At 73.1% G+C, this 25,543-nt stretch carries 17 protein-coding genes; 4 read left to right on the top strand and 13 right to left on the bottom strand.

Features of this window, described 5'->3' with window-relative positions; genetic code table 11:
- Nucleotides 1–822 (top strand): PaaX family transcriptional regulator C-terminal domain-containing protein, encoded by an 822-nt coding sequence (locus ACIGO6_RS10955; protein ID WP_399874307.1) that lies wholly within the window; start codon nt 1–3, stop codon nt 820–822.
- 83 nt (nt 823–905) lie between these two features.
- Nucleotides 906–1,811 carry a sulfotransferase family protein gene (locus tag ACIGO6_RS10950; protein WP_399874305.1) on the top strand — a complete coding sequence of 302 codons (906 nt, stop codon included), beginning with the start codon at nt 906–908 and terminating at the stop codon, nt 1,809–1,811.
- Nucleotides 1,812–1,817: 6 nt separating this feature from the next.
- On the opposite strand, the gene ACIGO6_RS10945 is transcribed toward ACIGO6_RS10950, so the two are convergent.
- Together ACIGO6_RS10945 and ACIGO6_RS10940 are read right to left on the bottom strand one after the other, a co-directional pair.
- Nucleotides 1,818–4,184, bottom strand: a complete 2,367-nt coding sequence (locus ACIGO6_RS10945) for a bifunctional salicylyl-CoA 5-hydroxylase/oxidoreductase (protein ID WP_399874302.1) — start codon at nt 4,182–4,184, stop codon at nt 1,818–1,820.
- Between the two features lie 4 nt (nt 4,185–4,188).
- A complete protein-coding gene (locus ACIGO6_RS10940; RefSeq protein WP_399874299.1) occupies nt 4,189–5,016 on the bottom strand; it encodes an enoyl-CoA hydratase family protein in 828 nt (275 codons plus the stop codon).
- 135 nt (nt 5,017–5,151) lie between these two features.
- Here ACIGO6_RS10940 and ACIGO6_RS10935 point away from each other — a divergent pair, with 135 nt between their 5' ends.
- Nucleotides 5,152–5,652 (top strand): ATP-binding protein, encoded by a 501-nt coding sequence (locus ACIGO6_RS10935; RefSeq protein ID WP_399874297.1) that lies wholly within the window; start codon nt 5,152–5,154, stop codon nt 5,650–5,652.
- Here ACIGO6_RS10935 and ACIGO6_RS10930 read toward each other — a convergent pair.
- The 7 genes from ACIGO6_RS10930 to ACIGO6_RS10900 all read right to left on the bottom strand — a co-directional run bounded on the left by ACIGO6_RS10930 (nt 5,609) and on the right by ACIGO6_RS10900 (nt 14,015).
- A complete protein-coding gene (locus tag ACIGO6_RS10930; protein WP_399874295.1) occupies nt 5,609–7,060 on the bottom strand; it encodes an amino acid permease in 1,452 nt (483 codons plus the stop codon). The two genes, ACIGO6_RS10935 and ACIGO6_RS10930, sit on opposite strands and share 44 nt — an antisense overlap.
- Before the next feature lie 105 nt (nt 7,061–7,165).
- Nucleotides 7,166–8,173, bottom strand: a complete 1,008-nt coding sequence (gene argF, locus ACIGO6_RS10925; protein WP_399874293.1) for an ornithine carbamoyltransferase — start codon at nt 8,171–8,173, stop codon at nt 7,166–7,168.
- A gap of 72 nt (nt 8,174–8,245) precedes the next feature.
- Complete coding sequence (locus ACIGO6_RS10920; RefSeq protein ID WP_399874291.1) at nt 8,246–9,469, bottom strand: arginine deiminase; 1,224 nt, start codon at nt 9,467–9,469, stop codon at nt 8,246–8,248.
- A gap of 59 nt (nt 9,470–9,528) precedes the next feature.
- Nucleotides 9,529–11,295, bottom strand: coding sequence for an aKG-HExxH-type peptide beta-hydroxylase (locus ACIGO6_RS10915; RefSeq protein WP_399874289.1), 1,767 nt, complete (start codon nt 11,293–11,295; stop codon nt 9,529–9,531).
- Between the two features lie 88 nt (nt 11,296–11,383).
- Nucleotides 11,384–11,617, bottom strand: a complete 234-nt coding sequence (locus tag ACIGO6_RS10910; protein ID WP_399874286.1) for a hypothetical protein — start codon at nt 11,615–11,617, stop codon at nt 11,384–11,386.
- Between the two features lie 119 nt (nt 11,618–11,736).
- Nucleotides 11,737–12,852: a caspase family protein gene (locus tag ACIGO6_RS10905; protein ID WP_399874283.1), complete on the bottom strand. Its 1,116-nt coding sequence runs from the start codon at nt 12,850–12,852 to the stop codon at nt 11,737–11,739.
- Nucleotides 12,849–14,015 carry a hypothetical protein gene (locus ACIGO6_RS10900; RefSeq protein WP_399874280.1) on the bottom strand — a complete coding sequence of 389 codons (1,167 nt, stop codon included), beginning with the start codon at nt 14,013–14,015 and terminating at the stop codon, nt 12,849–12,851. The genes ACIGO6_RS10905 and ACIGO6_RS10900 overlap by 4 nt, the downstream gene beginning before the upstream one ends.
- Before the next feature lie 118 nt (nt 14,016–14,133).
- On the opposite strand from ACIGO6_RS10900, the gene ACIGO6_RS10895 reads away from it, so the two are divergent.
- Nucleotides 14,134–15,456, top strand: coding sequence for a cation:proton antiporter (locus ACIGO6_RS10895; RefSeq protein WP_399874277.1), 1,323 nt, complete (start codon nt 14,134–14,136; stop codon nt 15,454–15,456).
- Between the two features lie 22 nt (nt 15,457–15,478).
- On the opposite strand, the gene fxsT is transcribed toward ACIGO6_RS10895, so the two are convergent.
- The 4 genes from fxsT to ACIGO6_RS10875 form a co-directional block, all read right to left on the bottom strand.
- Nucleotides 15,479–20,152: an FxSxx-COOH system tetratricopeptide repeat protein gene (fxsT, locus tag ACIGO6_RS10890; protein ID WP_399874274.1), complete on the bottom strand. Its 4,674-nt coding sequence runs from the start codon at nt 20,150–20,152 to the stop codon at nt 15,479–15,481.
- A complete protein-coding gene (locus ACIGO6_RS10885; RefSeq protein ID WP_399874271.1) occupies nt 20,153–21,271 on the bottom strand; it encodes an AAA family ATPase in 1,119 nt (372 codons plus the stop codon).
- Nucleotides 21,268–22,812, bottom strand: a complete 1,545-nt coding sequence (locus ACIGO6_RS10880) for a hypothetical protein (protein WP_399874268.1) — start codon at nt 22,810–22,812, stop codon at nt 21,268–21,270. Before ACIGO6_RS10880 ends, ACIGO6_RS10885 begins: the two co-directional genes overlap by 4 nt.
- A gap of 170 nt (nt 22,813–22,982) precedes the next feature.
- The gene (locus ACIGO6_RS10875) at nt 22,983–25,511 is read right to left on the bottom strand and encodes a polynucleotide kinase-phosphatase (protein WP_399874889.1); all 2,529 of its coding nucleotides are present in this window, start codon (nt 25,509–25,511) and stop codon (nt 22,983–22,985) included.
- Between the last annotated feature and the right edge of the window lie 32 nt (nt 25,512–25,543).

Below are 25,543 nucleotides of genomic sequence, written 5' to 3'. Positions count from 1 at the left end.
ATGATCAACGTGTCCGAGCAACACCCGCAGCACGCCCCGAGATCCCTGATCGTCACGCTCTACGGCGCGTACGGCCGTTTCGCACCGGGTCCTATGCCCGTCGCCGAGCTGATCCGGCTGCTGGCCGCGGTCGGGGTGGACGCGCCCTCCGTGCGTTCGTCGGTGTCCCGGCTGAAGCGGCGCGGGCTGCTGCTGCCCGCCCGGACCGCCGAGGGCGCCGCCGGATACGAACTGTCCGACGAGGCACGGCAGTTGCTGGAGGACGGGGACCGGCGCATCTACGCCACGGCACCCTACGGGGACGAGGGCTGGGTGCTCGCCGTGTTCTCCGTGCCGGAGTCGGAGCGGCAGAAGCGGCACGTCCTGCGTTCCCGGCTGGCCGGTCTCGGCTTCGGCACCGCGGCCCCCGGCGTATGGATCGCCCCCGCCCGCCTGTACGAGGAGACCCGGCACGCGCTGGGCTGCCTGGGTCTCGACTCCTACGTGGACTTCTTCCGCGGTGAGCACCTGGGCTTCACGCCGACCGCCGAGGCGGCCGCACGCTGGTGGGACCTGACCGCGATCGCCAAGGAGCACGAGACGTTCCTCGACCGCCACGCGCGCGTGCTGCGCGCATGGGAGCGCCGGACGGACACCCCGCCCGAGGAGGCCTACCGCGACTACCTCCTCGCCCTGGACTCCTGGCGCCACCTCCCCTACGCCGATCCCGGACTGCCCGCCCGGCTGCTGCCCGACGACTGGCCCGGGACGCGCTCGGCGGCCGTCTTCCACGCCCTGCACGAGCGGCTGCGCGACACGGGGGCACGCTTCGCGCTTCAGTGACGTGAGTCACTCTTCCGGGCCATCAGGGAACCCTCAGCCTCCTCAGATCCTCTTCTCAGATTTCCCGCCTACCGTCCGGACGCATGAGCCTCATGCATAACTTGAACCGGGCCCTCACCGTCACCACCGGCCTCCAGGTGCGGAGAGCTCCCCAGGCGACGAAGGGGAAGGCCGCGAAGGGTACGACGTCCGCCGCCCACAAGCCCGCCGAGCCGCCCGCGGTGACCTACCGATGTCCGTCGGCCGAGGACCTGGCGACCGAGCGGCTGCTGCGGCGGCCGGTCTTCATCATCTCGTCGATCCGTTCCGGCTCGACCCTGCTGCGCATGATGCTGGGCGCCCACCCGCGGCTGCACACCGTGCACGAGCTGCACCTCGGCCGGATGGACGTCACCTGCACCAACTGGTACTCGGAACGGGCCATGGGCGAGCTCGGTCTCCAGCGCGGCGACCTCGAGCACCTGCTGTGGGACCGCGTCATGCACCGTGAGCTGGTCAGGTCCGGCAAGGACTTCATCGTCGAGAAGACGCCGGCCAACGCGTTCATGTACGAGCGCATCCGGGACTGCTGGCCCGACGCGCGGTTCGTCCTGCTGCTGCGCCACCCGGAGTCGATCGTCCGCTCGTGGCACGACAGCGACCCCGTCAAGCGCCCGTACGACAAGGCCGTCGGGGACGTGCTGCGCTATGTGGAGGTCGTCGACAAGGTCCGCAGGGATGCCACCGACGCGTGCACCGTGCGCTACGAGGACATCACCGACGCCCCCGAGCAGGCGATGCGCCACGTGTGCGAGTACCTCGGTGTCGACTACGCGCCGAGCATGCTCAACTACGGCAGGAAGAGCAGCGCCCAGCTGGTCAGAGGCCTCGGCGACTGGCGGGACAACATCCGGACCGGCACGGTCCAGCCCGGGCGCGCGCTGCCGGAGGACGACGAGATCGCCGAGCCGCTGCGGCCGTTCTGCGCGGCCTGGGGATACACCCCCTGAGGCGCGTCAGCCGTCCAGCGCCAGCCGCGGCTTGGGAGCGTCCGTGCGTCCGGTCACCGGGCGGCGGCTGCCCGCCCGGTAGGGCGCCGGCCAGACGGCACCCGGGCCGTCGTAGCCCTGCTCGGCCGCCGCGTGCAGCGTCCAGTGCGGGTCGTAGAGGTGCGGGCGGGCGAGCGCGCACAGGTCGGTGCGTCCGGCGAGGATCAGCGAGTTGACGTCGTCCCAGGAGGAGATCGCGCCGACGGCGATCACCGGGATGCCCGCCTCGTGCCGGATCCGGTCCGCGAACGGGGTCTGGTACGACCGCCCGAACTCCGGTCGCTCCTCGGCCACCACCTGCCCGGTGGACACGTCGATCGCGTCGGCGCCGTGCGCCGCGAAGGCGCGGGCGATCTCCACGGCCTCCTCGGCGCTCGTGCCGCCCTCGGCCCAGTCGGTGGCGGAGATGCGGACCGTCATCGGCCGTTGCGCGGGCCACACGTCGCGTACGGCGTCGAAGACCTCCAGCGGGAAGCGGAGCCGGTTCTCCAGGGAGCCGCCGTAGGCGTCGGTGCGGTGGTTGGTGAGCGGAGAGAGGAAGCCGGAGAGCAGGTAGCCGTGGGCGCAGTGCAGTTCGAGCAGGTCGAAGCCGGCCCGGGCGGCCCGCGCGGCGGCGGTCGTGAACTGCTCCCTGATGTCCGTCAGCCGGTCCCGGGACAGCTCGCGGGGCGTCTGGCCGCCCGGCTTGTACGGCAGCGGGGAGGCGGCCACGAGCGGCCAGTTGCCGTCGGGGAGCGGGTCGTCGATGCCCTCCCACATCAGCCGGGTCGAGCCCTTGCGTCCGCTGTGGCCGAGCTGCACGCCGATCGCGGTACCGGGCGCCTGGGCGTGCACGAAACCCGTGATCCGCTGCCACGCCTCGGCCTGCCGGCCGGTGTAGAGGCCCGTGCAGCCGGGCGTGATGCGGCCCTCCGCGCTGACGCAGACCATCTCGGTCATCACCAGCCCCGCGCCGCCCAGGGCCCTGGCCCCCAGGTGGACCAGGTGGAAGTCGCCGGGGAGGCCGTCGGTGGCCGAGTACATGTCCATCGGGGAGACGACGACGCGGTTGCGCAGGGTCAGGTCGCGCAGCCGGAACGGGGTGAACATCGGGGGCGTGCCGGGCGGGCAGCCGAACTCGCGCTCCACGGACTCGGTGAAGCGGGCGTCGCGCAGCCGCAGGTTGTCGTGGGTGACCCGGCGGCTGCGGGTGAGGAGGTTGAAGGCGAACTGGCGGGGCGGCTGGTCCAGGTACCGGGGCAGGTCCTCGAACCACTCCAGGCTGGCCCGGGCCGCCCGCTGGGTGGAGGCGACCACGGGGCGCCGCTCCTCCTCGTACGCGGTCAGCGCCTCGGTGAGTGAGGGCTGCTCCTCCAGGCAGGCGGCGAGCGCGAGGGCGTCCTCCACGGCGAGCTTGGTGCCGGAGCCGATGGAGAAGTGGGCGGTGTGGGCGGCGTCGCCGAGGAGGACGAGGTTGCCGTGCGACCAGCGTTCGTTGACGACCGTGCGGAAGGTGGTCCACGCCGACCGGTTGGATTTCAGCGGCCGGCCGCCGAGGGCATCGGCGAAGATCTTGGCGCAGCGGGCGGTGGACTCGGATTCGTCCAGTTCGTCGAAGCCGGCCGCCCGCCACACCTCCTCGCGCATCTCCACGATGACGGTGGAGGCATCGGCCGCGTACGGGTAGCCGTGCAGCTGCATCACGCCTTGCTCGGTCTCGGCGGTCTCGAACCGGAAGGCGTCGAAGGCGAAATCGGCGGCCAGCCAGATGTAGCGGCAGCGGTGGCCGGTGACGCGGGGCCGGAAGACGTCGCGGTAGGTCTCGCGGGTGGTGCTGTGCACTCCGTCGGCGGCGACGACGAGGTCGTACGTCTCCGTCAGCCGGGCAGGGTCTGGGGCCTCGGTGCGAAAGCGCAGCTCGACGCCGAGGGCGCGGCAGCGCTCGTGCAGGATCTCCAGGAGGCGGCGGCGGCCCAGGGCGGCGAAGCGGTGTCCTCCGGAGGTTTGGCGGGTGTTTCGGTGGACGATGTCGATGTCGTCCCAGCGGACGAAGTCCTGTTTCAGGGCCGCGTAGACGACGGGGTCGGCGTGTTCGATGCCGCCGAGGGTTTCGTCGGAGAGGACGACGCCGAAGCCGAAGGTGTCGTCGGGGGCGTTGCGTTCGTAGACGGTGATCCGGCGGTCGGGGGCGAGGCGTTTGAGGAGGGCGGCGGTGTAGAGGCCGCCGGGGCCTCCTCCGACAATGGCGATGCGGTGGGGGTGGTTGCGCTTGTCGCGCGGGTGCGGCTTCGTTGTGGCTGGTCGCGCAGTTCCCCGCGCCCCTGGGGTACCTGCGGTGCCCTCGGGAGACAGCATTCGCCTACCTCCCTTGCCACTTCGGGGGGCGTTTCTCCGTGAAGGCCGCGTGGAACTCTGCGTAGTCCTCGCCGTTCATCAGCAGGGCCTGTGTGGAGGCGTCTAGCTCCACCGCTGCCGCCAGGGGCATGTCCAGTTCCGCCGTGAGGAGGGCCTTCGTCTGGGCGTGGGCCAGGGCCGGGCCGTCGGCCAGGCGGCGGGCGAGTGATCGGGCGGCCTCGTCCGCGTGGCCCTCGTCGGTGAGCTCGCTGATCAGGCCGATCCGCTCGGCCTCCGGCGCCCGCACGGGTTCGCCGAGCATCAGCAGGCGGGTGGCGTGGCCGAGCCCGACGACGCGGGGCAGCAGGTAGGCGGCGCCCATGTCGCCGCCGGAGAGGCCGACACGGGTGAAGAGGAAGGCGAAGCGGGCGGACGGGTCGGCGACGCGGAAGTCGGCGGCCAGTGCGAGGACCGCGCCCGCCCCGGCCGCGACGCCGTGGACCGCGGCGATCACCGGGAACGGACACTCCCGTACGGCGCGCACCACCTGGCCGGTCATCCGGTTGAAGTCCAGCAGCTGGGCGGTGTCCATGGACAGGGTGGCCCCGATGATCTCGTCCACGTCACCGCCGGAGCAGAAGCCGCGGCCCTCGCCGGCCAGCACCAGGGCCCGTACGGACCGCTCCCGGGACAGCTCGGCGAGCAGGTCGCGCAGGTCGGCGTAGGCCTCGAAGGTCAGCGCGTTCAGCTTGTCGGGGCGGGCGAGGGTGACGGTGGCGACGCCGTCGGTGAGATCGACGCGAAGGTGGCGCCAGTCGGGGGTGGGGGCGGCGGAGCCGGTGAAGGGACTCATGACGGGCGGCCTCCTCCTGGATACCGAAGCACTTCGAAGCTATCACCCTTCTGTGACTGTCGTCACGAGGGCGCGATAGGGGCTCTTCTATGAGGTGCCCGTCGAACGGTTCCGCCGGGTGGCGCCGTACCATTCATGAGGTTGAAAGCAGGACAGGACGACAACCTGCTCCAGAACGGACCTGCCGTGCACGATCGCTCCCCTCACTCCCCCGCTCCCGCCTCCTGGCGCATCGCGCTGCCGCACTCCGCCGCGGCCGTGCCGGTGGCCCGCGCCCTGGTGCGGACGGCGCTGACCGAGGTGGAGCACACGGCGGACGGCGACACCGCGGAGCTGCTCACGGCGGAGCTGGTCGCCAACGCCGTCGAGCACACCTCCGGCGGGTCGCCGATCGAGCTGGTGGTGGAGCTGATGCCGACCGGCTGCCAGGTCGAGGTCCACGACCCGGACCCGGCGCCGCCCGGCGACCTCACCCGTCCCGGTGTGGAGCCGCCCGACCCCTGGCAGGAGCACGGGCGCGGCCTGCTGCTGATCCGTGCCCTGAGCTCGTCCTGCGGCCACCGGCCCACCGGGTCCGGCAAGGCGGTCTGGTTCAGGCTTCCTGCGGTACCCGCTCCGCGTCGCTCTCCGGAGTGACCGCGTCCGCCTCCGACCGGGCGAGGCGGGAGTGCCGGCGCCCGTAGGCGGCGTACACCAGCAGGCCCACCGCGAGGAACACCGCGAACTGGAGCCAGGTCGTCGCGCCCGTCTCGTAGATCAGGTACAGGCAGAAGCCGACCCCGAGGAGCGGCGTCACCGGGTACAGCGGCACGCGGAAGGTACGGGCGAGGCCCGGCTCGCGGCGGCGCAGCGCGATCACGGAGACGTTGACGGCGGCCATGGTGGCGAGGGTGCCGATGGTGCAGAGGTTGACCACCGCGTCGAGCGGGGCGAAGGCCGCGGGGAGCGCGAAGACCACGCCGACGATGAGCGTGCCGGCGACGGGGGTCGCGGTGCGCGGCGAGACCTTCTCGAAGACGCGCGGGATCAGGCCGTCCCGGGACATGGACATCAGGATGCGGGTCTGGCCGTACATCACGGCGAGGACCACCGAGGCGATGGCGACGACCGCGCCGAAGGCGACCACACCGCCGCCGATCGCGGAGCCGGTGACCTCGTTCACGACGTACGAGAGCGCGGCGGGCCGGTCGCCGACCACGTCCCCGCCGACGGCGCCGATCGCGGCGACGGCGACCGCGCAGTACAGCAGGGTGACCAGGCCGATGCAGACCAGGATGGCGATGGGGATGTCCCGGCGCGGGTTCTTGGCCTCCTCGCCGGCCGTGGTGATCGCGTCGAAGCCGATGTACGAGAAGAAGGCGGCCGTGGTGCCGGCGCCGATGCCACCCAGGCCGGCCGGGGAGAACGGGCTGAGGTTGCCGTCCTTGAAGGCGTAGAAGCCGATGGCGCAGAAGGCGACGAGGACGGCCAGCTTGAGGACGGCCATGGCGGCCGTGGCCCGGGCGCTCTCCCGCACGCCGCGCACCAGGAGCACGCAGGCCAGGGCGATGACGATCACCGCGGGGAGGTTGACGGCACCGCCGTCGCCGGGGCCCGCGGAGAGCGCGTGCGGAAGCTGGAGGCCGAGGACGCTGTCGAGCAGTTCGTTGACGTACTGGCTCCAGCCGACCGCGACCGCGGAGACCGACACGCCGTACTCGAGGAGGAGGCACCAGCCGACCAGGAAGGCGGTCCGCTCGCCGAGTCCGGCGTAGGCGAAGGAGTACGAGGAGCCGGAGACCGGGATCGCGCCGCCCAGCTCGGCGAAGGCGAACGCGGTGAAGACGCAGGTGATCGCGGCCAGCACGAACGAGACGACGACGGCCGGACCGGCCTCGGCCACCGAGTCGGAGAGACCGACGAAGATGCCGGTGCCGACGATGGCGCCCACACCGAAGCAGACGAGCTGGAAGAGGCCCATCGTGCGCTTCAGGCCGTGGCCTTCGCGGTCGGCGCCGGATTCGGCCACCAGGAGGTGGGGGGACTTGATGCGGGAAGCGGGCATTGCGGGTGGTGCTCGTTTCTGGTGGTGCGGGGACGCGACGGTGGTCGCGGCCGGCGGCACCGGAAGGGGTGGCTCCGGGGCCGCCGGTCAGGATAACGGTCCTGGTCAGGCCAGCGTGGCGACGAGGACCGCCTTGATGGTGTGCAGCCGGTTCTCGGCCTCGTCGAAGACGACCGAGTGCGCGGACTCGAAGACCTCGTCGGTGACCTCGAGCGAGTCGAGGCCGTGGCTCTCGAAGATCTCCTGGCCGACCTTGGTTCCCAGGTCGTGGAAGGCGGGCAGGCAGTGCAGGAACTTGACGTCCGGGTTGCCGGTGGCGCGCAGGACGTCCATGGTCACCGCGTACGGGGAGAGGGCCTTGATCCGCTCGTCCCAGACCTCCTTGGGCTCGCCCATGGAGACCCAGACGTCGGTGACGACGAAGTCGGCACCGTGCACGCCCTCGTCCAGGGCCTCGGTGAGCGTGATGCGCGCCCCGCTCGACTCGGCGAGCTCCTTCGCCCGGTCGACGATCTCCTGGGCGGGCCAGTAGGCCTTCGGGGCGACGATGCGCACGTCCATGCCGAGCAGGGCGCCGGTGACCAGGTAGGAGTTGCCCATGTTGAAGCGGGCGTCGCCGAGGTAGGCGAAGGAGATCTCCGGCAGGGGCTTGGCGCAGTGCTCGGTCATGGTCAGCACGTCGGCGAGCATCTGGGTGGGGTGCCAGTCGTCGGTCAGCCCGTTGTAGACGGGCACGCCGGCGAAGGCCGCCAGCTCCTCGACCTTCTGCTGACTGTCCCCGCGGTACTCGATCCCGTCGAACATCCGCCCGAGGACGCGTGCGGTGTCCTTCACGGACTCCTTGTGCCCGATCTGCGAGCCTGAGGGGTCCAGGTACGTGGTCGAGGCACCCTGGTCGGCGGCGGCGACCTCGAACGCGCAGCGGGTGCGCGTCGAGGTCTTCTCGAAGATCAGCGCGATGTTCCTGCCGCGCAGGTACGACGTCTCGTTCCCGGCCTTCTTGGCGGCCTTCAGCTCCGCGGCCAGCTCGACCAGGCCGCGGAACTCGTCCGCGGTGAAGTCGGTCTCCTTGAGGAAGTGGCGGCCGGCAAGGGCGGTCGGGACTGTCGCCATGGGGGCGCTCCAGAGGTGCAGGGACGGGGACACGTGGAAGTCTATACGAACTTCTGAATTTCTATACGGCGCTTATACGGGCTCCCGTTCCACCGGGCAGCTCATGCAGCGCGGCCCGCCCCGGCCCCGCCCCAGCTCGCTGCCCGGGATCTCGATCACCTCGATGCCCTGCTTGCGCAGGTGGGTGTTGGTCGTGGCGTTGCGCTCGTAGGCGACGACGACGCCCGGTTCGACGGCCAGCACATTGCAGCCGTCGTCCCACTGCTCGCGTTCGGCGGCGTGGACGTCCTGGGTGGCGGTGAGCACACGGATCTCGTTCAGCCCGAGGGCCGCGGCGATCGCGCGGTGCATGTGCTCCGGCGGGTGGTCGGTGACCTTCAGGTCCTTCTCCCCCGCGCCCGGCTCGATGGTGTAGGAGCGGAGCATGCCGAGGCCTGCGTACTGCGTGAAGGTGTCGCCGTCCACCATGGTCATCACCGTGTCCAGGTGCATGACGGCCCGCCGCTTGGGCATGTCGAGGGCCACGATGGTGCGGGCGGAGCCCGCGGCGAACAGCTTGTACGCGAGCATCTCGACGGCCTGCGGTGTGGTCCGCTCGCTCATGCCGATGAGCACGGCGCCGTGGCCGATGACCAGGACGTCGCCGCCCTCGATGGTGGAGGGGTAGTCGGCCTGCCCCTCGGACCAGAGGTGAAACGTCTCGTCACGGAAGAGCGGATGGTGCCGGTAGATCGCCTCGAAGTGGACGGTCTCGCGCTGCCGGGCGGGCCAGCGCATGGCGTTGATGGAGACGCCGTCGTAGATCCAGGCCGAGGTGTCCCGGGTGAAGAGGTGGTTGGGCAGCGGGCCGAGCAGGAAGTCGTCCAGCTCCATGGCATGGAAGCGCACGGAGGTCGGTTCCGGATGCGCGTCCAGGAACTCCCGCTTGGTCATGCCGCCGACCAGGGCCTCGGCGAGCTCGCGGGTGGGGAGGGACTCGAAGGCGGCCCGGAGATGGTCCGTGGCCAGCACTCCGTACTCCTTCTCGTCGAAGACCCGGTCGAGGACGAGCCGTCGGGCCGCCGGGACGTCCAGGGTCTCGGTGAGCAGGTCGCCGAAGAGATGGACGTCGACGCCGCGGTCGCGGAGTACGTCGGCGAACCCGTCGTGCTCGGCGCGCGCCCGGCGCACCCACAGCACGTCGTCGAAGAGAAGGGCGTCCTTGTTGCTGGGGGTGAGCCTTTTGAGCTCGAGATCCGGCCGGTGCAGGATGACGCGGGTGAGCCGCCCGGCTTCGGAGTCGACTTGGAATCCCATGCCTCCATCCTGACCATTCGGGTGCCCGTTCACCCCCTCCTTGCGCAGACCCGTGCGCTTCAGGGCCGGTCGGGCCGGAGCAGCTCCGGGCGGGCGAGTGCGCGGCGGGTGGCGTGGCCCGGGTCCAGGACCGCGCGGGCGACGATCCAGCCGGACCGCGCCCGGGGGTCGGCGGGGTCACGGGCCAGGTCCTTGGCGTAGCCGTCCAGCGCGGTGGCGGGGTCGTCGGCGGCGAGGTGCTCGTCGGGGGTACGGGGGACGGCGGGGCGGGTGGCGAAGGCGTGGGTGCGGGTGTCGGGCCAGAAGCCGCGGTCCGGCCGGAAGCGGAGGGTGCCGTCCGGCCCGGCCGGGGCGGCGGCGACGTTGCGCAGCCGCCACTGGGTGCGGTGCAGGGCGGCGGCGGTACGGGCCCGGGCGAGGGCGGCCGGGCCGACGGGTTCGCGCAGCCAGCCGTCCAGGGTCCGGGCGAGGCCGGTGACCAGTCGGCGTCCCGGCGCGGTGAGGCGGGCACTGCTCAGCAGGGTGCGCACGACCAGGCGGCTCTGCAGTCGGCGCAGCGCGAAGTGGTAGGCGGCGGTCTCGGCGTGCGCCGGCTCGGCCAGCCGGTCCCGCCAGAAACCGGCGACGCCGGTGAAGGCGTACGCGCCGTGCAGCAGTCCGGTGAGGTGGCGCGGGTCGGCGCGCCAGGGGGCGTAGTACCGCTCCTCGCGGTCGTCCTCGAGGAGGGGGAAGAGGTGGAGGAGGGCGGCGAGCTTGCTGTGCTGGAACTCGTGGACGAACGTTTCGGCCAGGGCGAGCGGGGACGCGGGGCGGGATATCAGCATGGCGCCGAAGGAGTCGCCGCTGGAGGCGGAGACGGCGACGGTCGGCGGAGCGGGCGGGGTGGCGGCGGTGCGGCCGTAGGGCACGACGGCCCGGATGTCGGCCGGGTTCATCCGCCCGGGGCCCTGGCCGGTACCGGTCGCGGCGAGTATCGCGACGGCGTCGTCGAAGACCCGCTGCCACTGCTCCGCCTCGTCGGCGTCGAGCCGGGCGGGCGGGACCGGGTCGTCGAGGTCGCGATACGGGTCGAGATCCTCGAGGGGGAGGGCGACGGGGCCGGCGGGGGTGGTGTGGGTGAGGGTGCGCAGGGGGAGCCAGGGGGACGCGTCGACGGCGCGGGGCACGGGCCGGTGGGAGCGGGGGTCGCTGCGGGGGCGGTCCGGCCGGAGTTCCCTCACCGGTGCGGTCGCCGGCCGGTACGTCACCGTCGCCCGGGCTCCGTCGTGTCCCGGGGGCGGTGGACCCGAGAGGGTCAGTTCGCCCGCTCTCGTGACGGCCTGGGCGACCGCCTGGCCCGGCGGTGCGTGCGGGAGGCGGAGCAGGCCCAGGCCCGGCAGGTGCAGCCCGCCGTCGGTGAGGGGGACCGTGAGGGACGTGTCCGAACCGGCGCGCAGGGACGCGGTGAGGGCCAGGACGTTCAGTCGGCCGGCCTCCGCCCACAGCGGCGGCCCCGTCGCGGTGCCGTGCACCCGGCGCAGCATGTGGGCGATCCAGCCACCGGTCGTCGGCGCGAGGAGCAGCCGGTCGACCGCCTCGGGCGCCCGCTCGGCGGCCTCCTTGAACACGCCCCAGGCCTCGGCGACCGGTGTGAGGGGCGTGGGCAGCTCGGCCAGTCGGTCCAGCAGCGTCCGCAGCAGGAGCAGCCGCCTGGCGCGCTCCGCGCGTTCCAGGAAGGCGACGGCCTCTGGGGAGCCCCCTCCGGCAGCCAGTTCCGCGAACAGCCGCTCCGGCATGCGAAACGGTGCGGGGTGCGCCTCACTCGGCTCAGTCGGCTCACTGGTCATGGTCGGGGGCCTCCGGTCGGGTGGGCATGCGCGGGCCCCGGCGGGCCCGCGACCCCGTCGGGGAGTGATCGTCCGGCTCGGGCGTCGACTACTCGGCTCGGGCTCCGCCGTTGCCGCCCTCACCGCCTCTGAGGCTGCCGCGTCCGCGCAGCACTTCCTCGAGCAGGCGGGCGGGGGGTCGCAGCGGGGCGAGACCGTCCACGGCGGCCAGGGGCAGCATCGCGACGTCCGCGAGATCCGACTCCCAGACGTCGGCACGCGCGACGGCCCGCCGTTCGCCGACAGCGGTCTCGGCATGGCGCAGAGCGGGCGGCTGATCCAAGATGCTCCCCCTTCTCGCACAGTGGCACTGGATGCCCCGTGTCCTCTTTCCATCATGGCCATTCCAGCCCATGCCGAAAACCATACGATCACGCCACCCGATCATCCGCGGCCGTCCGGTCACCCCGAGGAGTCCTCCAACTCCCGTAAAGCGGCCGAGAGTTCGTCCCGTCTCCCGGGGTCGTCGTCCACGGACACCACCGCGTCGAACAACTGCCACAGCGCCCGCGGGCGATGCCGGGCGAGCGATCCCAGGATGCCCGCCGCGTCGGTGCGTGCCTTGGTGTGACGGGGCAGCGTCCCGGTGACACCGGAGCCCAGTGCGGCGACCACCGTCTGCCGCTCCGTCGGGTCGCTCATCAGCGGATAGGCCAGGAGGGCGTCCACGGCCCGCAGCAGCGGGGAGGCCGGCCGCTCCCGGCCACCCGGCCCCGCCGGGGCGAGGAGCTCGGCGCGTTCGGGGCTCTGCAGCCGGATCTCGGGATACTGCAGAGTACGGCCCGCGTCCCTGAGGGCTGCGATACGCGTTCGTACGGCCGGAAACAGTTCCTCCGCATCGGGTGGGGCGGGCAGTACGGCCGTCCGGTCGGCCAGCAGGGCGAGCAGGACGTCGGAGAACAGGCCCGTGGCGCGCACCGGATCGTTGGCTGCGGCCCGCCCCCGTCCGGCGGCCCGCAGCACCGTCTGCCGGTGTGCGGTGCTGCGCCGCCCGACGGGCAACGCGTCCGGCGGCAGCGGTTCCCGGAAGCCGAGCGCCTCCTCGAAGGTCTCGCAGGCGTCCACGACCCACAGCTGGTCCGCGAAGCCGGGCACGGCGTCACCGGCGTACCGTTCGAGCGCGGAGTCCAGGTCGATGCCCAGTTTGTCGTCGGTGGTGGCGTCCGCACAGAACAGCCGCAGATGCCCGGACCGGTCCAGGACGCCGTGCCCGCCCCACCAGACCCAGAGCACATCGCCCCGGTCGGCGGGCAGTTCACGGACCAGGGCGCGGCGCAGCGTGGCGTGGTCGGCGGGCGCGTACGGCACTTCGGGGACGTACGGCGGCAACGGCGCGAGGTGCAGCCGGATGTTGGCCTCCGGTACGCCGGCGGCGCGCAGCAGGCGGTGGAAGCGGACGGCGTCCCGGGCGGGCCCGGGCAGGTCCCAGCCGGTGCCGGCGTCGTAGGTCTCGATGCCGACGACGAGGGCGTGCACGCGCGCCGGGTCCACGTCCGGGGCGGGGACCGCGCCGGTCACGGGAGCCGGTCCACGATGTGCCGGTACACGGCCGGGTTGGTCCAGTAGGCGCTGTGCGCGGCCGGGAACGGCTGGCGGCTGTCGACGGCGACGTCGGTGACGCGGCCCGGGAACAGTCCGGCGCCGAGGTAGGAGAGCAGGTCATGGGGGTCGTAGAGGTTCAGCCAGTCGGGGAAGTGGTCCGGCAGCGGCGCGGGGTGTTCGAGGGAGGGCAGGGACCCGGACTCGTAGAGGAACGGGCCCTGGGAGCCGGCGGTGACCAGCAGCCGGACCTGGGGCAGCGGGGTGAGGACCAGGGTGTCCAGGGCGATGATGCCGCCGAGGCTGTGGGCGACGATCGCGACGGGCGGCTCCAGGCCGGCGAGCAGGGTGCGCAGTCCGGCGCGGACCGCCTCGCCGCGGCTGAGGTAGCGCAGTACGTCCCCGGCGGCGGGGTGGGCGGCCTCGGTGAGGGCGCGGCGGCGGCGTACGACGGCGCGGGAGGCGGCCGAGCCCGCGACCCGCAGCGCCAGGGAACGCACGCCGCGCTCCGTGCCGCGCCCCGGTGCCCCGAGGGCGGCGGCGAGCCGGTCGGCGACGGCGTCCCGGGTGGCGCCGACCGGCACGAGGGGTGCGTCGGAGTCGAGGACACCGGCGATGACCCGGGCGGTCAGGCCGCGGGCGGCGAGGTTCGCCAGGTCGTCCGGGGTGAGGGCGGCGGCCGCGGCGCCGAGCAGCGGGTGGGCGGCCAGGTCGGTGACGGCGCGGGCCAGGCCGGGGCCCAGCTCGGCCGCCGGTGCGTCGCCCTCGGCGGCGAGGGCGGCCAGCCGTGCCCGGATGCGCTGATCCGGCGGCAGGGAGCCGGGGGGCAGCTCGCGCGCGGATGCGTCCGAGGCGGCTGCGGCCAGGGCGAGTTCGGCGTACGGGTCGGCGTAGAGGGCGGCCCAGCCGGCCGTGTCGTCGTCGCCGGCCGCCGGTGCGGTGGGGCCCCGGTGGGTACCGGCGGCCGGCGGCAGGCTCGCCCCGTCGGCGGCGAGCCTGGCCCCGTGCTCGCCACCCCAGTAGTACGGCACGACGCGCAGTCCGTCGCGCAGGGCCGTCACTCCAACGGAGAAGCGCCCGGCGAGCGCAGAGAAGCCCGGTTCGCGCACCCCTGTGCCATGGATGAAAACGACCGCCGTCATATGCCCCCCGTGACCCTGGTGAAAGCCGTGTACGACTTCCGATGCAACGTCAAATCAACCTTATTCTAGGGAAATTGAGGCTCCACCGCGGTGGACCACCGGAGCAACGGGGAGACACATGAGCCCGGACGCGTTGATCACGCATTTCGTGGGTGCCTCGGCCCTCGTCCTGGTGGCCGCCCACGCGGCCGGCTGGCTGGCCCGGCAACTGAAGCAGCCCTACATCGTGGGCCAGTTGGCGGCAGGCATCGCGCTCGGCCCCTCCCTCCTCGGCTCCCTGGCGCCGGACGCGTACGCGGCGCTGTTCCCCGAGGAGATCGGCCCCGCGCTGACCGGCTTCGCGCAGTTCGCGCTGGTGGTCTTCCTCTTCGCGGTGGGTTACGAGCTGGATCTGAAGATGCTCGGCGACCGGGCCCGCACCTCGCTGATCGTGGCGCTGGCCTCGTTCGGGGTGCCGATGGCCGTGGGCTGCGGCGGCGCGCTGCTGTTCGAGGAGCAGTTGCACGGACTGGGCATGCCGAGGGACCTCTCCCCCGCCATGGTGGTGTTCGCCGGGATCGCCCTGTCGATAACGGCGGTGCCCGTGCTGACGGCCATCGTGCGGGAGAACGGGCTGTCCCGTTCCGTGCCGGGCGTGGTGGCGGTGTCGGCGGCGGGGGTGCTGGACGCGGTGTGCTGGACGGTGCTGGCCGGGGCGCTGATGGACAGCGGGGGCGCGGAGTCGGCCCTCGACTGGCCGTGGCGGGTCGTGCTCGCCGTCGGCTTCGTCACCGTGATGGCGCTCGCGGCGCGGCCGGTGCTGCGGCGGCTGCTGTGGCGGACGCGGCTGGAGCCCTCGCTGCGGCTGGCGCTGCTCATCGGCTTCGCCCTCGGGTCGGCGTGGGTCACGCACTCCCTCGGACTGCATGTGATCTTCGGCGCGCTGCTCGCCGGGGTGGTGGTCCCGCGCGAGGAGGGCGGCACGCTCGACCCCGACCTGTTGCGACCGCTGCACGACGTCAGCTCGCTGCTGCTGCCGTACTTCTTCGTGCTGTCGGGCCAGTCCGTGGCGCTGAACAGCATGGACGGCACGGGCTGGACCGTCCTGCTGGTGGTGACGGCACTGGCGGTCGTGACGAAGATCGGCAGCGGGACACTCGCGGCACGCCTCGGCGGACTGGACCGGCACGACGCGCGGACCGTCGGCGTCCTGCTCAGCGCACGGGGCCTCACCGAACTGATCGCCCTCAACGCGGGCCTTCAAGCGGGCCTGTTGAGCGCCCCGCTGTATACGGTGCTGGTCTTCATGGCTCTCGCCACGACCCTGCTCACCCAGCCGCTCCTGCTCCTGATCCGCCGCCTGGCCGAGCGGGACGGCCCCGCGCCCCCCGCCCACGGCGCCGCGGCCGCCCCGGGGCCCCGGGGCGGAACCACGACGGCGCCGGCGGCGGACGTGAGCTGAACGAACCGGCGGGGGCGGGCGGCTACATCGGCATCGGCGCGATGTCGCACTCGATGCGCCGCCGCCGGCGGGCCGCCAGCAGCCAGGGGTGGTCGGCGCGGACCACACGGGTGAAGCCGTCGACGGCCCTGCGCTGCAACTCGTCGGCCTCCGCGCCCCGTCCCAGACCACGCAGGTCGAGGGCGAGGTTGGCGGTGCAGGACAGGGTGAGCGGGTGGTCCTCGCCGACGACCTCGGTGAGCAGCGGCAGATTGGCCTCGTCGATCTCACGTGCCCGGTCGAAGTCGAGGCGCACGTAGGCCGTGCTGGCCTGTCCCAGCGCGGTGGTCAGCGTGATGACGTGCCGCTCCCCGACCGTCTCGGCCAGTAGGCGGGCCGCCTCGTCCTCCTGTTCCTGCGCGCTGTCCAGGGCCCCGAGCGTCCGCAGCGTCGCGGCCAGGTTGACCCTGGTCAGCAGGGTGCACACGTGATGCTCGCCGAGCCGCTGCACGTAACGCCGGACCGTGCTCTCCGCCAGCTGCCGGGAGCCCTCCAGGTCCCCGGCCAGCCGCCGGTCGACGGAGACATTGGTCGCCGTGGCCAGGGAGTCGAAGTGGTCCTCCCCGTAGCGGCTGATGAAGTGCTGCAGGGTCTCCGCCGCCAGCTCGGCACCCGATTCGAGCGCTCCGTCACGGCGTCGGCACACCGCGAGGTTGCGGGCGGTGCGCAGGGTGAGCGGGTGCTCGTCGCCGAGCGCCGCACGCGCCCGGCGATACACCTCCTCCTGGGCCTCGCGGGCGCCGGGGTAGTCGCCGCTCTCGCGCGTGTTGATGGTCGAGCAGTTGAGGGTGTTGAGCGTGTAGAAGCTGGTGGACCCGAAGTGCAGGTCGCGCAGCCGGCCGTTCTCCTGGTCCAGCGGCAGTGCTTCCTGGAACTCTCCGCACAGCCGCAGGTCGACGCCCCACGAGTGGGTCGCACGCAGGGTGGAGGGGTCGTCGTGGCCGAACAGGGACCGCGCCAGTTCGGTGGCCTCCTGGCTCAGGGCTCGCGCTTCCTGGAGCCGGCCCTGGTAGCGGCGGGCGTCGGCCGTCTCGCACAGCGAGTCGATCAGCTCCTCGGGCTCGACGCCGAGTCCGCGGGAGGTCTCCAGTGCCTTCTCCACCAGCGGGATCGACTCCGGCACGTGCCCGGTCTGGCGCAGCAGGAACGAGAGGCACTTCGTCATCCGGATGACGTGGATGTCCTCCTCGCCGGAGGCCGCGAGCCACGCGCTGTAGGTCTGCCGGGCGAACTCCGCGGCACCGTCGTGGTCACCCCAGTAGTACAGGAACCAGACACTGTCGGCGACGAGGTCCCGCACCCAGGTGTCGGTACTGGTCACCGCCAGCGAGGCGCGGAGGTGGGGCAGCAGTGACTGGTACGCGGGCCATTCCAGCGGCGAACCGTAGGGCCCCGGCTTGGCCGCCGACAGCAGTTGGTGCGCGGCGCTCCGCATCCGTTCCCGCTCGCCCGGGCCGAGCTTGGCCAGGAGCACGGTCTGCAGCAGGCGGTGCATCTGCAGGGTGTTGGAACGGGTGTCGACCTTGATCAGGGAGAACTGGCTGAGGTCGCGGATGGCGCGGTTCAGCTTGATCGAGTCGCGCAACAGGGGGTCGATCTCGGAAGTGATGCTGACGCCCCGGCTGCCGCGCAGGATGGAGCGGGGGATCGGCTCGGGGGCCATGCCGGCGCAGATGTCGAGAAGCTGCCGGGCACCGGGGTTGTTCTGCTGGATGCGCTCCAGGGAGAGGTCCCAGGCCGCGGCGACGGAGACCGGGTAGTCCGGGTTGGGGTCCAGTTCGAGGACCTCGGGACTGCGCTGGGCGAGCAGGTCGAGGTAGTCGTCGACCAGCATGCCGGTGACGGAACGCCAGGCACCCGCCTGCTCCACCGCCAGCGGCAGGTCGCCGAGCGCCTCGGCGAGCCGGTCGGCGTCCTCGGTGGTCAGGTCGGGCGAGCGCCTGCGGAGCAGTTCGATCGACTCCGACCGCTCGAAGACGCTCACCGGCAGGGGGGTCGCCACCCGCTCCCAGGCGCGGTTGCGGGAGGTGACGATGACCTTCCCCGGCCCGTTGGCGGGGAAGTACTGGCGCACCACCTCGATGTCCTCGGCGTTGTCGAAGACGAGGAGCCAGTCGGCGTGCGGAGCACCGGCGCTCAGGGCTTCCAGCACGGCGGGGACGGCGGTGTTCGCGGCGGGTGCGCCGCGCTCGTGGCCGGACGGAGCGATGCCCAGCCGGCCGGCCAGGGTGGCCAGCGCGGCCAGGATGAGGCTCTCCTGCTCGGCGGGGATCCAGCAGATCACCTTGTAGTCGTGCTGGTGGGTGTAGATGTACTCCAGGGCGAGCTGGGACTTGCCGACGCCGCCCAGGCCGTGCAGTGCGTGCGGGAGCACGGCGGCCGTGTCCTGGGCACCCAGTTGCTCCTCCACGGCCCTCAGCAGCCCCTGCCGGCCGACGAACGAGGTGTTCCGCAGCGGAACGTTCACCAGTAGGGCGGGCGTCGCGGTCGTGGTGCTCTGCATGAGCTGCTCAGCCTCCGGGGCTTCGGGTGGGGTCTCGTCGGATACCAGGGGCGGCACGGGGTCTCCAGGTTCGTCACGGTTGCTCGACGCTGGATCCCTGCCTGCTCGACCGCCGGATGATCCCCCGTCGCCCGCAGGGTTCACCTCAGTGGGTGTACCCGCGGGCAAACCGGCGCCCACCCGTTCGGCCGCACCGGGCGGCAGGCGCCCGGAGAGTTGGGGTTCGATGCGCCTGGCCCGTTCGGAGTAGGGACCCGAGAGGGCGCGCATCACGGCCAGTTCGCTGCGCGCCCAGCCGTGTTCGGCCGGGTCGGGCAGGGCGGCTCCGGCCGGGTCGTGCAGGGCGGCGCGCAGGGCGACACCGCGCCGCCCGGCGGCGGGCAGCTCGCCCACCATGCTGACGGTGCGGGCCAGTTGGCTCCGGGTCGTGGTGGCGAGCAGCGCCTCGCGGACCCCGTCGGCGAACTCGGGGCGACCCTCGCCGCCGCTGTTCCAGTCGATCAGCCCGCCCATGAGGATCTCGGCGAGGTGATCGGGACCGGTCTCCGGCATGGTGCGCCGCCGCATCTGCTCCACGAGATCGAACTCGAAGGGAACGGCCGCCAGTTGGGTGGCGAGCCGGCGCGCGGCGGGCGTGGCGAGGGTGAAGAAGCGGCGTACGGCGGCACCGGCGGCGCGCGGCAGGCGCGGGGCGCGCAGCCCGGGTGCGGGCGCACCCTTGGCGAGGGCGCCGGCGAGGACGACGGGCAGGGACCGGCGTACGCCCCGCTCACCGGTGACGAGATCGGCCCAGGTGCCGAGGGAACCGGGCTTGAGGGACAGCACGGGCACCGGCACGGAGCCGTCGCCGGCCTCGGGCAGCGGGCGCAGCGGGTCGGGGCCGCCCGGCGGCGCCCAGTGCCCGAGTCCGTCGTTGGGGGCGCCGAACCCGCCGGCCTCCAGGACCGCCGGGTACGGGTAGAGGGAGGTGCGGTGCCGCAGGTGCGGCGGCAGCAGGTGGACGAGGGCCGTGGGGCCGGCGTGGCCGAGGCGGCCGAGCAGGTCGTCGGCGGCCGGGGCGGCCCAGCCGTGGGCGAGCCCGTCGGTGACGACGAGGAAGACCCGACCGCCCCGGCCGTCGAGCAGTTCGGCGGGGTCCGCGGTGGCGCCGTCGGCGGGCCGGCGCAGGGTGGCCGTGCCGGTGCGCGGCACGTGCACCCGGACGGCGCGGACGCCGCGGAAGGCGCCGCTGTACTCGGCGGCCTCGGTGAGGCGGGCGCAGGTCTCCTGCCAGATCCGCATGGTCGGGGCGTCGTCGACGAGCAGGACGAGGTCGAGGGCGGTGGCGCGGGCAGGCCGCAGGAAGGGCAGCCACAGGCCGTCGGAGACGCCCTGCTCGGCGGTGGTCTCCTCGTCGAGTTCCAGGGTGTGGCGGGAGGGGATGCGCCGGGCCAGTTGGTGCAGGGCGCGGGCGAGCAGCGCCGTGGCGCGGCCGGGACCGGGCTGCGGGCGCTCCTCGGGGGGCAGCAGGGGCCGCCCGATGTGCAGCGTGAAGGGGCCCTCGGTGTCGGGTAACAGGCGCCCCGGGGCGGGCTGTTCGGCGCGCGCTTCGCCCGGACGGCCGATGGCCGGGGACGGGCGCGGGTCCGCGGGGTCGCGTGGTGGCGCGGGCCGCGTGCCGGGAGCGGTCGGGGGGGTCTGCGGGGCGGTGTCGGCGGCGGTCGGCCGAGGAGAAGGTGCGGGATCGGCGGAGTCTGCGCCGGTGTCGTCGGTGGCGTCGATGGCGGCCGAGGGCGGGTCCGTCGGCCGTACGTCCTCGGTGGTCCCCGGGTCGGCGGGGCGCGGGCGCGCGGGAGCCGGCTGCGGACGGCCGCTGCCCGGGCCGCCGTGGCGGTCCCAGTGGGCGGCGAGCCAGACGGCTTCGGCGACCTCCCGCCAGTTCGGGTCCGAGGGCCGCAGCACCTCGTCCGGGTGCGGCTGGTCGTCCGAATGCGGCTGGTCGTCCGGATGCGGCTGGTCGCGGGCGGGCACGTCCTGGTTCGGGGCAGCGGTCGACGCCGCTCCGTGCCCACTCGCGCCTTCGCCGGACTCGGGGAACGCCGACGGAGGCGACGTCCCTGATACGGGATCACCGTCGCCCGGTCCGGATGCGCGCTCCCTGGGAAAGCCGGTCATTCAGCGGCCCTTCGCGAGGTCGCGGAGCAGCATTTCCACGAGCTTACGCCCGTCACCGTCCGCCTGGAAACCACCCGCGGTAGTCATCTGGACAGCGTTGAGTAGCTGATCCAGGGAGTGGGTGCCGCCGGACTGGATCTGCCGTACGAACTCGTCCACCAGGCGCTCGGTGCCCTCGGGGCGGACACCGAGGTGCCCTTCCACCAGGGCGAGCAGCTGCTCACGGTCGGGCGTGCGCATCTCCAGCGGCAGGCAGCGCCGGCGGAAGGCGGCGGGGAACTCGCGTTCTCCGTTGCTGGTGATCACCACGACCGGGAACTCCCGGCACTCGACGTGCCCGCTGCGCACCAGTGCCTGGCCGGCGGGGTCGCTGGTGTGCACGCGCGCGGTGTCCGCGACGTCGCGCACCAGTTCCGGGACGTCATAGTTTCCGTTCTCCAGGACGTGCAGCAGGTCGTTCGGCAGGTCGATGTCGCTCTTGTCGAGTTCGTCGACAAGAAGTACCCGGGGACGATCGTAGGGCAGTAGAGCGGTACCCAGGGGACCGAGGGTGATGAAGTCACCGAGCACGGGCGGGAGTTGACGGCGCTCCGACACGACCGCCGGATCGGCGTCGCCCGCTTCGGCCGCCGGACCTGCCGCGCCCTCAGCGCCCTCCGTGTCCGGTTCCCGGGCCGCGGTGTCGCGCAGCCCGGCCTGCCAGGCGGCGATGGCCTGCGCGCGGCCCATGGCGTCGTGGACGTACAGCCCGTCCCGCAGCGTGGTGCGGCTGACGATGTTCCACTCCAGGACCCGGCCGAGGCCCAGTTCCCGGGAGATCACGTAGGCGAGGGTGGACTTGCCAATTCCGGGCGGGCCGGTGATCAGCAGCGGCCGGCGCAGCAGCAGGGCGGCGTTGATCGTGTCGATCTCGTCGGCACCGAGCTGCGGAGTGACGTCGCCGGGGCCGAGCCTGCGCACCGCGGCCTCCGGCTCGTCCGGCGGGGCGGGCTGCGACGGTGCGCCGAGGAACCGCCGCCAGGGCGGGGCCTCGGGCAGCGGGGGCGGGACGACCGGCGGCCGGCCGGTGCCGTGGAACACGCGCCAGCCGTTCGGGGACGTCTGTTCCTGCGTGTTCATGCCGGTGCCTCCTCGCCGGCGAGGTCGCCGGGATCGATGGTGTGCATGTCGACGATGCGGGTGGGATCGTCCCAGAAGAACCCTATGTTCCGTCCGAGGAGCCGGGCCGGACCCTGGTTCAGTTCGGCGCTCTGCCGCAGGCGGTGGATGGCGAGCGGGATCTGCCCAGGGGTCGGCACCGCTGCGAACACGGCCGTCACCACCTCCCGTCGCTCCTCGGGGAAGGCTCCCCTCCTGTCCCACACCGCAAGCCCGATGCCCTCCGCTATGGCGGCCTTGAGCGCCTCCAGTGCCAGGACACCGGCCGGGGCGTCCAGCACCACGGCCGTGTGCCGGGTGTCCCCCGCGAGTGTCGCCTGCCAGGCGTCGAGCCGCCGCCCGTCCGGCTCGCTCCAGCCGTGCACCCCGACCCCGTTCTGCCGCAGCGCGAGCCAGCGCTCCCGCCACTGGTGTCTCACCAGCGCGTCGTCGGTGCGCATCCGCTCCAGGCTCCGTAGGTGGACCCCGTACTTCAGCCCGAGCGGCAACGGCCGCCCGTCGCCGACCTGGTACGTCAAACCCGCCACATCGTGGTTGAGGAGGTCGTACGGAAGAACGAACTCCACGTACGCCGACGGCTGTCGGTGTCCACCGGGGGGAGACTGGGCGGGTCCGTCCCAGAGCCGGGCGCCCTGCCGCAGCGCGCCGTCGACGGCCGGGCCGAGTGCGTCCAGGGTGGTCACGGCCGGTGCGCCGGGCTGGGGGTCCCAGTGCCCCGGCACGGTGTTGAACCAAGGGCGCACGACCACGTCGTCGGAGCCGTCCCGGGCGGGCTCGACGGCGACGATCAGACAGCGGGGGATGTCGGGGTCCCGCTCCGCCCGGGTGCGCCCCTCGCGGCGTCGCTGCAGCTCCGGAGCGAGGCCGGCGCGCAGCACCCAGTCGTCGACCCAGCCGGTCAGGGCGGTGCGGTGGCCGTGCTGGGTCGCGAGCGGGGCCGCCCGGTCGAGGAGCAGGACGGCGGGCGGCAGGCCGTCCGGCTGGACGTTCCAGGCGAGGACGTGGAGGAAGAGCTGGTCGGGTGAGAGCCCGGTGGGGAGGTCGAGGCCGTTGAGTTCCTCGGCGAGGTCGTCGCGCAGCCGGCCGGCGTCGAGGTCGCCGCCGCCGAGGACGGCACGCGCGCCGGTCTCGTCGTCCCGGCCGAGCGGGCCCGGTGGTGCCTCGGGCGCGGCGGGCGGGTCGGGGGCGATGAGCCGGTCCAGTTCGTCGCCGGCGGGTGTCCCTTCGAGGATGCGCACCACGGTGACGAGTACGCGTTCCCCGCCCGCCACGTTCAGCGCGGTGCGTACGAGGGTGACCACGTCCTCGCGCTGCTTGATGCCGCGCAGGTCGACCGGGCGGCCCAGCTGGTCCCCGAGCACCGCGGCGAACTGGCCCCGCCCCTGCGCGTCCTCGGTACAGCTGAGTCGGCACAGGGCCTCGGTCAGCTCCAGCAGCAGTGCGGACCCCCGCGCATGCCGGGAGCCGTCGTCGGCTCCGCCGAATCCCGCGCCCGTCTCCACCGACTGTCCCCCATGAGTCGGTACCTCTGCCTGACCGACCTGCGAAGTTAGCACGGCAACTGACGGTTAACCAGGGACATGTGGGGCCAGGGGGTACGGCGTCCGGCCGAGATGCCCCCTGAGGGGCAACTCGGCCGAAAACATGTGCCCGAACCCCACGGCCGGGCGGATCAGAGCCGCGGGTCCACCGGCTCCGACTCCAGCGCCAGGACGCCGAAGACCGCCTCGTGCACCCGCCACAGCGACTCGCCGTCCGCCAGGCGGTCCAGGGCCTCCAGGCCGAGGGCGTACTCGCGGATCGCCAGGGACCGCTTGTGGTTCAGGAACCGGTGCCGCAGCCGGGCGAGGTTGTCCGGGCGCGTGTACTCGGGGCCGTAGATGATCCGCAGGTACTCGCGGCCCCGGCACTTGATGCCGGGCTGCACCAGGCGGCCCTTGTCGTCCCGTACGAGGGCGCCGATCGGCTTGACGACCATGCCCTCGCCGCCTCGGCCGGTCATCTCCAGCCACCAGTCGACGCCCGCCGCCACCGACTCGGGGTCGCCGGTGTCGACGTAGAGGCGTCGGGTGGTCCGGAGCAGGCCGCTGCCGTCGTGCTCGACGAGCCGGTCGATGAGGGCGAGCTGCTCGTCGTGCGGGAGGGCCGCGAGGCTGCGGCCCTGGACGGCCAGGATCTGGAACGGGGCCAGGCGGACGCCGTCCAGGCCGTCGGTGGGCCAGCAGTAGCGGCGGTAGGCGTCGGTGAAGGCGGCCGCGTCGGCGGACCGGTCGCGCTGGCGGGCCAGCAGGTCGCCGACGTCGACGCCGCGTGCCGCGGCGCCCTCCAGTGCGGCCAGCGCGCCCGGGAACACCGCACCGGAGGCGGCGCCCACGGCGGCGTACTGGGAGCGCAGGAGTCCCGAGGCCTTCAGGGACCAGGGCATCAGCTCGGTGTCCAGCAGCAGCCAGTCGGTGGCCAGGTCGTCCCACAGGCCGGCCTCGCCGATCGCGGCGCGCAGCCGGTCGAGGATCTCCTCGGTGACGGTCGCGTCGTCGAGGAAGGGGCGGCCGGTGCGCGTGTAGAGGGAGCCGGTCGGGCCGTCCACCCCGAAGCGGGCGCGTGCCGCCTCGGCGTCGCGGCAGACCAGGACCACCGCTCGCGAGCCCATGTGCTTCTCCTCGCACACGACCCGGGCGACGCCGTCGGCCGCGTACTGCGCGAAGGCCTCCTTCGGGTGCTCCAGGTAGCCGTCCACCTCCGAGGTGGCGGTCGGTGCCATGGTCGGCGGGAGGTACGGCAGCAGCCGGGGGTCGGTCGCGAAGCGGCTCATGACCTCCAGGGCCGCCGCGCCGTTCTCCTCGCGCACGGTGATCCGGCCGGCGTGCCGGGTCTCCACGGCTCGGCGGCCGTGCACGTCCGCCAGGTCCAGCGGCCGTCCGTCGTGTCCGCCGGGCGCCTCGGTGCGCAGCGGCTTGGCCGGCTCGTACCAGACCCGCTCGGCCGGTACGTCGACCAGCTCGCGCTCCGGCCAGCGCAGGGCGGTGAGCCTGCCGCCGAAGACCGCGCCGGTGTCCAGGCAGATGGTGTTGTTGAGCCAGGTGGCCTCCGGAACCGGGGTGTGGCCGTAGACGACGGCCGCGCGGCCCCGGTAGTCCTCGGCCCACGGGTAGCGCACGGGCAGGCCGAACTCGTCGGTCTCGCCGGTGGTGTCGCCGTACAGGGCGTGGCTGCGGACGCGGCCGGAGGTGCGGCCGTGGTACTTCTCGGGCAGACCGGCGTGGCAGACCACGAGCCTGCCGCCGTCGAGGACGTAGTGGCTGACCAGGCCGTCGATGAACTCCCGTACCTCGGCGCGGAACTCCTCGCTCTCACCGTCCATCTGCTCGACGGTCTCGGCGAGTCCGTGGGTGTGCTGGACCTTGCGGCCCTTGAGGTGCCGGCCGTACTTGTTCTCGTGGTTGCCGGGGACGCACAGGGCGTTGCCCGACTTCACCATCGACATCACGCGGCGCAGGACGCCGGGGCTGTCCGGGCCGCGGTCGACCAGGTCGCCGACGAAGACGGCGGTGCGGCCCTCGGGGTGGACGCCGTCTGTGTAGCCGAGCTTGCCGAGCAGGGCCTCCAGCTCGGACGCGCAGCCGTGGATGTCGCCGACGATGTCGAAGGGGCCGGTGAGGTGGGTGAGGTCGTTGAAGCGCTTCTCGGTGACGACGGTGGCGTGCTCCACCTCGGCCACGCCGCGCAGGACGTGCACCTTGCGGAAGCCCTCGCGCTCCAGGTGGCGCAGGGAGCGGCGGAGCTCGCGGGTGTGGCGCTGGATGACCCGGCGGGGCATGTCGGCGCGGTCGGTGCGGGTGGCGTTGCGCTCGGCGCAGACCTGCTCGGGCACGTCGAGGACGATGGCGATGGGCAGCACGTCGTGCTTCCTGGCCAGCTCGATCAGCTGACGCCGGGCGTCCTGCTGCACGTTGGTCGCGTCCACGACGGTGCGGCGGCCGGCGGCGAGCCGCTTGCCGGCGATGTAGTGCAGGACGTCGAAGGCGTCGCGGCTGGCGCTCTGGTCGTTCTCGTCGTCGGCGACCAGGCCCCGGCAGAAGTCGGAGGAGATGACCTCGGTGGGCGTGAAGTGGCGCCGGGCGAAGGTCGACTTGCCGGAGCCGGACGCGCCGATCAGCACGACGAGGGAGAGGTCGGTGACGGGCAGGGCGCGGGCCCGCATGGTGGTGCCGCTGGTGTCCGTGGTGTCGGTGG

It is taken from the genome of Streptomyces sp. NPDC053750, assembly GCF_044544295.1.
In the GTDB taxonomy this organism is placed as follows: domain Bacteria; phylum Actinomycetota; class Actinomycetes; order Streptomycetales; family Streptomycetaceae; genus Streptomyces.
This window is presented reverse-complemented; position numbering and strand designations above follow the sequence as displayed.